10 protein-coding genes are annotated in these 9,594 nt (G+C 65.7%); 8 read left to right on the top strand and 2 right to left on the bottom strand.

The window, feature by feature from the left end; all coding sequences use genetic code 11:
* The first annotated feature begins 8 nt into the window (after positions 1-8).
* Positions 9-809, top strand: a complete 801-nt coding sequence (locus ACIBW7_RS32580) for a biotin--[acetyl-CoA-carboxylase] ligase (RefSeq protein ID WP_397053062.1) — start codon at positions 9-11, stop codon at positions 807-809.
* Between the two features lie 50 nt (positions 810-859).
* Here ACIBW7_RS32580 and ACIBW7_RS32585 read toward each other — a convergent pair whose 3' ends face one another.
* The gene (locus ACIBW7_RS32585) at positions 860-1,813 is read right to left on the bottom strand and encodes an acyl-ACP desaturase (protein ID WP_397053064.1); all 954 of its coding nucleotides are present in this window, start codon (positions 1,811-1,813) and stop codon (positions 860-862) included.
* A 272-nt stretch (positions 1,814-2,085) separates the two neighbouring features.
* Here ACIBW7_RS32585 and ACIBW7_RS32590 point away from each other — a divergent pair, with 272 nt between their 5' ends.
* Genes ACIBW7_RS32590 through ACIBW7_RS32600 form a run of 3 tightly spaced genes read left to right on the top strand, consistent with a single transcriptional unit; the run spans position 2,086 to position 4,604 of the window.
* Entirely contained in the window at positions 2,086-2,598 is a 513-nt protein-coding gene (locus ACIBW7_RS32590; protein ID WP_397053066.1) for a PH domain-containing protein, read from the top strand.
* Positions 2,595-3,272, top strand: a complete 678-nt coding sequence (locus ACIBW7_RS32595) for a response regulator transcription factor (RefSeq protein WP_040686995.1) — start codon at positions 2,595-2,597, stop codon at positions 3,270-3,272. Before ACIBW7_RS32590 ends, ACIBW7_RS32595 begins: the two co-directional genes overlap by 4 nt.
* A gap of 18 nt (positions 3,273-3,290) precedes the next feature.
* A complete protein-coding gene (locus tag ACIBW7_RS32600) occupies positions 3,291-4,604 on the top strand; it encodes a sensor histidine kinase (protein ID WP_397053069.1) in 1,314 nt (437 codons plus the stop codon).
* Here the strand turns inward: ACIBW7_RS32600 and ACIBW7_RS32605 are convergent.
* Positions 4,601-5,143, bottom strand: coding sequence for a GtrA family protein (locus tag ACIBW7_RS32605; RefSeq protein ID WP_397053071.1), 543 nt, complete (start codon positions 5,141-5,143; stop codon positions 4,601-4,603). The two genes, ACIBW7_RS32600 and ACIBW7_RS32605, sit on opposite strands and share 4 nt — an antisense overlap.
* A gap of 39 nt (positions 5,144-5,182) precedes the next feature.
* On the opposite strand from ACIBW7_RS32605, the gene ACIBW7_RS32610 reads away from it, so the two are divergent.
* The 4 genes from ACIBW7_RS32610 to ACIBW7_RS32625 all read left to right on the top strand — a co-directional run bounded on the left by ACIBW7_RS32610 (position 5,183) and on the right by ACIBW7_RS32625 (position 8,973).
* Positions 5,183-6,409, top strand: coding sequence for a 5-(carboxyamino)imidazole ribonucleotide synthase (locus tag ACIBW7_RS32610; RefSeq protein WP_397053073.1), 1,227 nt, complete (start codon positions 5,183-5,185; stop codon positions 6,407-6,409).
* The gene (gene purE, locus ACIBW7_RS32615) at positions 6,393-6,908 is read left to right on the top strand and encodes a 5-(carboxyamino)imidazole ribonucleotide mutase (RefSeq protein WP_397053229.1); all 516 of its coding nucleotides are present in this window, start codon (positions 6,393-6,395) and stop codon (positions 6,906-6,908) included. The genes ACIBW7_RS32610 and purE overlap by 17 nt, the downstream gene beginning before the upstream one ends.
* A gap of 62 nt (positions 6,909-6,970) precedes the next feature.
* Positions 6,971-7,651 carry a TetR family transcriptional regulator gene (locus ACIBW7_RS32620; RefSeq protein WP_397053075.1) on the top strand — a complete coding sequence of 227 codons (681 nt, stop codon included), beginning with the start codon at positions 6,971-6,973 and terminating at the stop codon, positions 7,649-7,651.
* Between the two features lie 161 nt (positions 7,652-7,812).
* Positions 7,813-8,973 carry an acyl-CoA dehydrogenase gene (locus ACIBW7_RS32625; RefSeq protein ID WP_040687001.1) on the top strand — a complete coding sequence of 387 codons (1,161 nt, stop codon included), beginning with the start codon at positions 7,813-7,815 and terminating at the stop codon, positions 8,971-8,973.
* Positions 8,974-9,594 lie beyond the last annotated feature (621 nt).

Consider the following 9,594-nt stretch of genomic DNA (forward strand, 5'->3'; position numbering starts at 1 on the left):
CTGCCGGTGTGCACAGGCCACCGTTGGATGCAGAGCAGTTGCGGCGCAGTCTCATCGAGTCGCCCGAGCTGTCGTTCTTCTCCCACATCGCCGTGGTGGAGTCGACCGGGTCGACCAATGCGGACCTGATCGCTCGGGCCGGGGAGGCCGGCGCCGATCGCGCGGTACTGCTCGCCGAAACCCAGGAGCAGGGCCGGGGTCGGCATGCCCGGAGCTGGATCAGCCCGCCGCGCGCACAGATAGCGATGTCGGTGTTGGTGCGGCTGCCCGGCATCGAGCCTGCCGTGCTCGGCTGGCTGCCGCTGCTCACCGGCGTCGCCGTGGTGGACGCACTGCGCGCGACCGCCGGTGTGGACGCGAATCTGAAGTGGCCCAACGATGTGCTGATCGATGGCCGCAAAGTCGCGGGCATCCTGGCCGAAGTCGCCTCCGGTGGTGGGGCGCCCGCCGTCGTCGTCGGGATCGGCCTGAACGTCGGTCTCACCGAGGCGGAACTGCCGGTGCCGCATGCCACTTCGCTCACGCTGGCGGGGGCGAAGGTCACCGACCGCACCGAGCTCGTGCGGTCACTGCTGGCCGAATTCGCCCTCCGCTTCACCGCGTGGCGTGACGCCGGTTGGGCCACCACCGACCTGATCGGCCTCTACCGCGACCGCTGCGCCACCCTCGGCGCACCGGTGCGCGCCGAACTGCCCGGCGGCCAGACCCTCGAGGGCATTGCCACCGATGTCGACAGCGCGGGCCGCCTGCGCATCGGCGAGCACGTCGTTTCCGCCGCCGATGTAACCCACCTGCGCGCCGACTACTGACCTGAAATCCCTTGCGGAGGCACTCGACAAGGGATTCCGGGGTTAGGGGATCAGACCGGTTGCATCACGCCGCGCGCCGCCTCGCGGGCGAGCAAGCGGTCGCGCTGTTCCTCGAACTTGAGCACGTCTTTCCCCAGCTTCTCCAGGAACTCGCCGAGTACCTGCCGCGCCTGTTCGCCGCGCGGGCCGAAGTCGGTGCGGTCGAAGACATTCCACTTCTTCAACACCGGCTGCACCACCTCTTCGAGGTGCTGGCGCAGATCGTAGATGCCGTGCTTGGCCATCAGCGCGCCGTTGCGGCGGAAGTCGGGCATACCGAAGCCGGGCATGATGAAGTTGGTGAGGATCGTGGTGATCGCCGCCATGGCCTGGTCGGGGACCAGATCCAAGCCCGCGCCGCACATGTTGCGATAGAAGATCATGTGCAGGTTCTCGTCGGCGGCGACGCGCTGCAGCATGCGGTCGGCGATGGGGTCGTTGCAGACCCGGCCGGTATTGCGGTGGCTGACCCGGGTGGCCAGCTCCTGGAAGGTCACGTACGCGACGTTGAGCAGGAATCCACCCCAGCCCTCGGGCGAGGGTATGCCGCGGGTCATATGGATCATGCGGGCCTGTTCGAGCGCGACCGGATCGACACCACGGGTGACCACGAGATAGTCACGCATGACGATGCCGTGTCGGTTCTCCTCGGCCGTCCAGCGCCCGACCCAGGTGCCCCACGCGCCGTCCAGGGAGAAGTTCTCGGCGATCAGTCGGTGGTAGGAGGGCAGGTTGTCCTCGGTGAGCAGGTTGGTGATCATCGAGGCTTTGGCGACCTCGTTCAGCTTGGACTGCTCCTGCGCCCAGTCCGTCCCGCCCATCGCGGCGAAGTTGCGACCCTCGTCCCACGGAACGTAGTCGTGCGGGTGCCAGTCCTTGGCCATCGACAGGTGGCGGTTGAGATTCTGTTCGGCCACCGGTTCGAGTTCGGCCAGGATTTCCAGCTGGGTCAGATCCTTGGTCACACACGCCTCCACGGTTCGTTTTCGACGTCTTGTCAAGCCGGACTTGTCTTTTCACAGGCAGAGCGTTGAGCAGAACAAAACGAGAGCTGGTCGAACGGCACAGCCGGGTCGATCGGCTGCCGTCGGATCGAGGCTATGGAGCGATCCTGTGCGGAATCTCGAGGTTACTCGAGAGACTCTCGAGGTGGCGACGGCGCAAGTTGCTGATTGTGCAGCACGGCGCGCGTCGCTGTCCACGCTCTCCCGGCGTGTTCTCGCGGTAGGGTTCCGGCATGGGTTATCCGGAGGAGGTGCTCGCCCCGGACGAGCAGTTGATACTCCATCGTCATCCGCATTGGAAAATGCTGTTCTGGCCGATCGTGACGCTCATCATCGCGACCGCGCTGGCCGGATTCGCCGGGGGACTGATCTGGCGCAGGACCGAGGGCACGACCCGCTCGGTACTGCTGATCGTGGTACTGGTCGTCTGGCTCGGCATCATCGTATGGCGTTGTGTCGCAAGGATTATCAGCTGGCAGTCGACACATTTCATCGTGACCGACCGCCGGGTGCTCATCCGGCAGGGCGTGATCACCCACACCGGCATCGATATTCCGATGAGCCGGATTTCGAGTGTGCAGTTCCGGCACGGGCTGTTCGACCGGATGCTCGGCACCGGCACCCTGATCATCGGATCGTCCTCGGAGGAACCGCTCGAATACGACGACATCCCGCAGGTGCAGAAGGTGCACGCACTGCTGTACCGGCAGGTGTTCGAGGAATCCCGGGATAATCTGGGTCAATGACCGCCGTACTGCTGGCCGAAGACGATGAGGCCATCGCCGCACCGCTGTCGCGTGCGCTTGGGCGCGAGGGCTATTCGGTCACCGTGGAACGCTTCGGGCCCGCGGTACTCGAACGCGCACTGGAGGGCGATCATGATCTGCTCATCCTCGATCTCGGCCTGCCCGGTATGGACGGGCTCGAGGTGTGCCGCCAGGTGCGCGCCCGGGGTGCCGATCTGGCCGTCCTGATGCTCACCGCGCGCACCGATGAGGTGGACTTCGTCGTCGGGCTGGACGCGGGCGCGGACGACTACGTCGGCAAACCGTTCCGGTTGGCCGAATTGCTCGCTCGGGTGCGAGCTTTGTTGCGGCGCAGCGGAATCGGCGACGAGGCGGTCGAGGTCGGCGGTATCCGGCTGGAGCCGGCGGCGCGCCGGGTACTGGTGAACGGCGTCGAAGTCGGTTTGGCCAACAAGGAATACGAGCTGCTCAAGGTTTTGATCGATCGGGCGGGCCAGGTGGTGCCGCGCGAGACGATTCTGCGCGAGGTGTGGGGCGACGCCGAGCTGCGCGGTTCGAAAACCTTGGATATGCACATGTCCTGGTTGCGCCGCAAGATCGGTGACGAGGGCCCGATGGCCGAGCGACGCATCGTCACCGTGCGCGGTGTCGGCTTCCGGTTGAACACCGATTGATGGTGCGGCCCAACTGATATGAGACGCAGAATTCTGCGATCGATACTCACCGTGCTGACCATCACCACGGTGGTGCTCGGCGTCCCGCTGATCTACACCGCGTGGCTGTGGGTCGAGGACATCACCCGCAACGATCTGGAGAACCGGCTCGAGCGGATCGCCGCGGAGATCATTGCCCAGGAACACGGCGACGGCGCGGTGCTCGGCGAACTCGACACCCGACTGGTGCGGCCGCTGATCCCCAAGGACGGCAAGCTGACCATCATCTATCCGGCGCCGCAGGACAATGCGTCCCGGCTCGATATCGGCGCGGAGCAGGTCCACGATCCGGTGGTGGAATCGCTGGCGATGGGCACCAAGGGTTCGTTGCGCCTCGAGGTGCCGTCGGGGCCGATGCACGCGCGGCAGATCCAGGCTGTTGCGGTGGTCGCGTTCGCGGTGCTCGCCTCACTGGGCGCGGCGGTATCGGTGGCGATGATCACCGCGCGCCGGGTCGCCGATCCGCTCCGCGACGTGGCGGCCCGCGCCGCCCGGCTGGCGATGGGGGACTTCCGGCCGGATCCGCGGCGGCACGGGATTTCCGAACTCGACCGGGTTTCCGATGTGCTGGATTCGGCGACCGTCGAGATCGCCGGGCGACTGCAGCGCGAGCACGCGCTGGTCGCGGACGTTTCGCATCAGCTGCGCAGTCGCCTGACCGCGGTGCGATTGCGGCTGGACGAGTTGTCCGCGCATTCCGATCCGGCCGTGGTGCACGAGGCCGAGGAAGCCATGGCGCAGGTCGACCGGCTGACCGACGCGATCGACGATCTGGTCCGGGCCTCGCGCGACGAGGATGCCGCCGATCGCGATCCGGTGCCGGTGATGGACGAATTGCGCGGCGTTGTCGAGGAGTGGTCGCATCCGTTCACCGAGGCGGGCCGGATCCTGCGGCTGATCGGCGACGAATCGTTGCGCGCCCCGATCACCGGTTCGCGGCTGCGTGAAGCACTCGCCGTGCTGGTCGACAATGCGCTGATGCACGGCGGCGGCACCTGCACGGTATCGGTGCGCACCGTGCGCACCGTCAGCGATCGGGAGCCCTTGGTGGTGGTCGAGGTCGCCGACGAGGGCGACGGCGTCCGTGACGAACTCGCACCGCACATCTTCGACCGCGGCTTCTCCGCCGGCGGCTCGACCGGTGTCGGACTCGCCCTCGCTCGAGCGCTCATCGAGGCCGATGGTGGACGGTTGGAATTGCAGCGTCGCCGCCCTGCGCTGTTCGCGATGTTCCTCGGATCGAGTGCGTCGCAACGCACACCCAACGGCGCGCAGGCGCCCGAGCCGCGCTAACTGCGGCCGAGCTGCTCTTCCTCGAGCAGTTCCTCGATTTCCTCGACGAGCTCGCTGATCTCGTCCGGGAACACCCAGCGGCGCATCGACCAGAAACGGAACGCCATCTGCAGCAGGTTGCCGATGATGAAGGCGCTGATGAAGTCCGCGATGTTCTCGACGGTGAAGCTCACATCGGGCTGGCGTAGGTCGAAGACGTAGCTGGAGATCCACAGCGGGATGAAGCTCAGCACGACACCGACGCCGCTGACGCCGAAGAACAGCAGCGCCTCGTGGTGCTTCTCGCGCCCGCCGCGGTTCTTGAACGACCACTCGCGGTTGAGGATGTAGGAGCAGATGACCGCGATCACGCCGGAGATGATCTTCGCGGTGACCGGCTTGGTCTCCAGCACGGTCCACTTGAGCACATAGAAGATGCCCGAGTCGATGATGAAGGTGGTCGCGCCGACGATCGCGAATTTGATCAGTTCGTGGTGGCGGTAAGCGATCTCCCGCAGGGGCTTGGGGAGGACGTTGACCACGTCGTCGACGAAAGACACAAGGCCCGAGTGTACCGGTAGGGGTCACGGTGCCCGGACATGACAAGATTGCACGACGTGACCCCCCGTCGTTCATTCGATCCTGCCGCTATGCCCACCGTCACGATGATCGGTGGTGGCCAGCTCGCGCGCATGACGCACCAGGCCGCCATCGCGCTCGGTCAGCGGCTGCGGGTGCTGGCGGAGAATCCGGATGACCCGGCCGCACAGGTGAGCCCCGAGGTCGTACTGGGCAGCCACACCGATCTGACCGCGCTGCGTAAGGCCGCCGTCGGCTCGCATGCCCTCACCTTCGATCACGAGCACGTGCCGACCGAACATCTGGAGGCGCTGGTCGCCGAGGGCGTGAATGTGCAGCCGCCGCCGCGCGCGCTGGTTTTCGCGCAGGACAAGCTGGCCATGCGGACCAAGCTGTCCGAGCTGGGGTTGCCCGTGCCCGCCTTCGTGCCCGTTACTTCGGCGGCCGATGCGGTGCGATTCGGTGACGAGCACGACTGGCGGATCGTGCTGAAGGCAGTGCGCGGCGGTTACGACGGGCGCGGTGTCTGGATGCCGGAATCAGCGAGCGAGGCCGAGACGATCGTTTCCGATCAGCTCGCGCACGGTGTGCAGCTGCTCGCCGAGGCCAAGGTGGATCTGAAGCGCGAACTGTCGGCAATGGTCGCGCGTTCGCCATTCGGTCAGGCCGCGACCTGGCCGGTGGTGGAGACGGTGCAGCGCAACGGCCAGTGCGCTGTGGTGATCGCGCCCGCGCCGGACCTGAGTGACGAATTGGCCGCGCAGGCCGAGACGCTCGCGCTGAACCTGGCCAAGGAACTCGGTGTGGTCGGTGCGATGGCCGTCGAACTCTTCGAGACCGATGACGGCGCCATCCTGATCAACGAACTGGCCATGCGCCCACACAACTCCGGCCACTGGGGCATGGACGGCGCGTGCACCGGCCAGTTCGAACAGCATCTGCGCGCGGTGCTCGACTACCCGCTCGGCGACACCAGTCCGTTGGCGCCGGTCACGGTGATGGCGAATATTCTCGGCGCGGCCGAGGCGCCGACCATGTCGATGGACGAGCGGCTGCACCACCTCTTCGCCAGACTGCCGCAGGCGAAGGTGCACCTGTACGGCAAGGGCGAACGTCCGGATCGCAAGATCGGGCATATCAACGTGCTCGGCGACGATGTCGCCGTGGTGCGCGAGCAAGCGGAGCGCGCGGCGCACTGGATGTCGCACGCGATTTGGACCGACGGATGGGATCCCCACGGTGAGTAATGCGCAAGTTGGCCTGATCATGGGCAGCGACTCCGACTGGCCGACCATGGAGGCCGCCGCAATCGCCTTGGCGGAGTTCGATATTCGCTTCGAAGTCGGCGTCGTCTCGGCGCACCGCACACCCCAGCGCATGCTCGACTACGCCCGCGAGGCGGCGGGCCGCGGCCTGAAGGTCATCATCGCGGGAGCGGGCGGCGCCGCCCACCTGCCGGGCATGGTCGCCTCCGCCACCCCGCTCCCGGTCATCGGCGTCCCCGTCCCGCTCAAATATCTCGACGGCATGGACTCCCTGCTGTCCATCGTCCAGATGCCTGCGGGCGTCCCGGTGGCCACCGTCTCCATCGGCGGTGCCCGCAACGCCGGCCTGCTCGCCGCCCGCATCCTCGCCACCGCCGACCCGGCCCTGCGCGCTCGGATGGAGCAGTTCCAGGCCGGCCTGGAAGCCATGGTCCTGGAGAAGGACGATGCGCTCCGCAGCAAACTCCTCGGCCACAGCTGAGTGCTTTCGTCGATTTTCGGCCATGCGGATCACGCATCGGCCGGGGTCAGTACGGTGATGCGGTGGCGATTGAGGAAACCGTTCGGGGGCGTAATGGGGATGATGCGGCCAGGTTTCGGCTGACCGTCGTGGATCAGGCGCTGCGGTTGTTCGCCGAGCAGGGGTATGAGGCGACGACCGTCGATGAGATCGCGGAGGCGGCGGGGATTTCGCGGCGGACGTTCTTTCGGCAGTTCCGGTCGAAGGAGGATGTGATCTTCGCCGATCACGAGTCGCAGTTGGCGCAGGCGGCGGAGTTCTTGACGGCGGCGCAGGGGGATCCGTGGGAGGCGGTATGTGCCGCGGTGGTGCAGGTGTTCGAACGGTTCACCCAGTGGCGCGAGATCGCCGAGCGGCGGTATCGGGTGGTGCGCAAGGTGCCCGCACTGCGCGAGCGCGAGATCGTGACCGTGTTCCGGTACGAGCGGTTGTTCACCGACTACCTGCGTGATCGGCTGCCGGAGGTGCCGGATCTTGCGCGAGTGCAGTTCACCGCCGCGGTGACGGCCACGCACAACTACCTGCTGCGCCGGATGGTGCGCGGCGAATCGGATGCGGGTGCGGCGGATCTGCGCGAGGAGTTGGCGGCGATTCCGCGTGGTCGCGGATCGGGGGCGGCGGAAATGGTGGTCGCGGTGTTCCCGAGGGATATGCCGCCGCGGCAGGTGGCGGATCTGGTGACGCGGCAGCTCGGTAGTCTGTGACCGGAGTCATAGTATGCAGTATCTGACACTCAGTGCCATGCTGTAACCGCACTTGACGAAGCTACTTGGGCGTATACTTCATCGTAGAATGGCACTGAGTGCCGACTGTTGGAACTCCGATCCAGCAAAATCACGACCGACAAACCCCAGGAGTGTGTCCCATGGCGGGAAACCCCGATTTCAACCTTTTCCAGCTCGAGGACTTCCACGACGAACTGCGTGCGGCCATCCGCGGACTGGCAGAGAAGGAAATCGCTCCGTACGCCAAGGACGTCGACGGCAACGCCCGCTTCCCGGAGGAGGCGCTCACCGCGCTGAACGCCGCGGGCTTCAACGCGGTGCACGTGCCCGAGGCCTACGGCGGCCAGGGCGCGGACTCGGTCGCCACCTGCATCGTGATCGAAGAGGTCGCCCGCGTCTGCGGTTCGTCGTCGCTGATCCCCGCGGTCAACAAGCTCGGCACCATGGGCCTGATCCTCAACGGTTCCGAGGAGCTCAAGCAGAAGGTGCTGCCGGATATCGTCAACGGCGAGATGGCCTCCTACGCGCTGTCCGAGCGTGAGGCCGGCTCCGACGCCGCCGGCATGCGCACCCGCGCCAAGCAGGACGGCGACGACTGGATCATCAACGGCTCCAAGTGCTGGATCACCAACGGCGGCAAATCTTCCTGGTACACCGTCATGGCGGTGACCGATGCGGAGAAGGGCGCCAACGGCATCTCCGCATTCCTGGTGCACAAGGACGACGAGGGCTTCGTGGTCGGCCCGCTCGAGCACAAGCTCGGCATCAAGGGATCGCCCACCGCCGAACTGTATTTCGAGAACTGCCGGGTGCCGGGTGACCGCATCGTCGGCGCGCCGGGTACCGGCTTCAAGACCGCGCTGCAGACCCTCGACCACACCCGACCGACCATCGGCGCACAGGCCGTCGGCATCGCGCAGGGCGCGCTGGACGCCGCGATCGCCTACACCAAGGACCGCAAGCAGTTCGGCACCGCGATCGCCGACTTCCAGAACACCCAGTTCATGCTCGCCGATATGGCGATGAAGATCGAGGCCGCCCGCCTCATGGTCTACACCTCCGCGGCCCGCGCCGAGCGCGGCGAGAAGAACCTCGGCTTCATCTCCGCCGCCGCCAAGTGCTTCGCCTCCGATGTGGCCATGGAGGTCACCACCAACGCCGTGCAGCTCTTCGGTGGCGCGGGCTACACCACCGACTTCCCGGTGGAGCGAATGATGCGCGACGCCAAGATCACTCAGATCTACGAGGGCACCAACCAGATTCAGCGCGTCGTCATGTCGCGCGCACTGCTGCGGGGCTGATAACGCAGTACCGACCGGGTGTTTACGCCGCTGCGCCGAGCGGTGTGAACACCCGGTCTTTTTGTGCCCGGGTTACCCTCATTTTTGGGGCACGAATGTTCGGCGAAATAATTCCGAAGCCGATCGGTTGTTTATTCGTGTCCTTGACAGGAGTACTTCGATACATTGCGCAGCACATTGATGTTGCGCAAGAGGTCCGATACTGATTCGCCTGGTAGAAGGCGCAAATAAATACTGCGCACCTCGATCGACGAGGTCGCGCCGGGAACGGTCTTCACAGGTGTGTCGCCCTTGCGCGGTCGCGCGTTACATATTGCCGAACATCATTTCGAACGCCAGCCGAATTAATTAGGTCAGATCGCTCGTTGACTATTAAAGATGCCCGCAAAGGGTGGATACTCGACTTCGTAAACATAACGAGGTGGGGATATGACCAAGATTGCATTTGGACCGCGGTCGGGGATGAATTGGATCTCGCTGTCCATGACCGAGATGCCATGTCCGTTCACGAGATCCGTGATGGACATGGTCCGAACGTGGGCCGAGGAGCACATGGCGGCGGAAGATCCGGAGCTTGTCCGCGACCTCGAGCCCGAGGAGGTTACGGTCGACGCGACGCAC

This window comes from Nocardia sp. NPDC049526 (genome assembly GCF_044465765.1).
Classification (GTDB): domain Bacteria; phylum Actinomycetota; class Actinomycetes; order Mycobacteriales; family Mycobacteriaceae; genus Nocardia.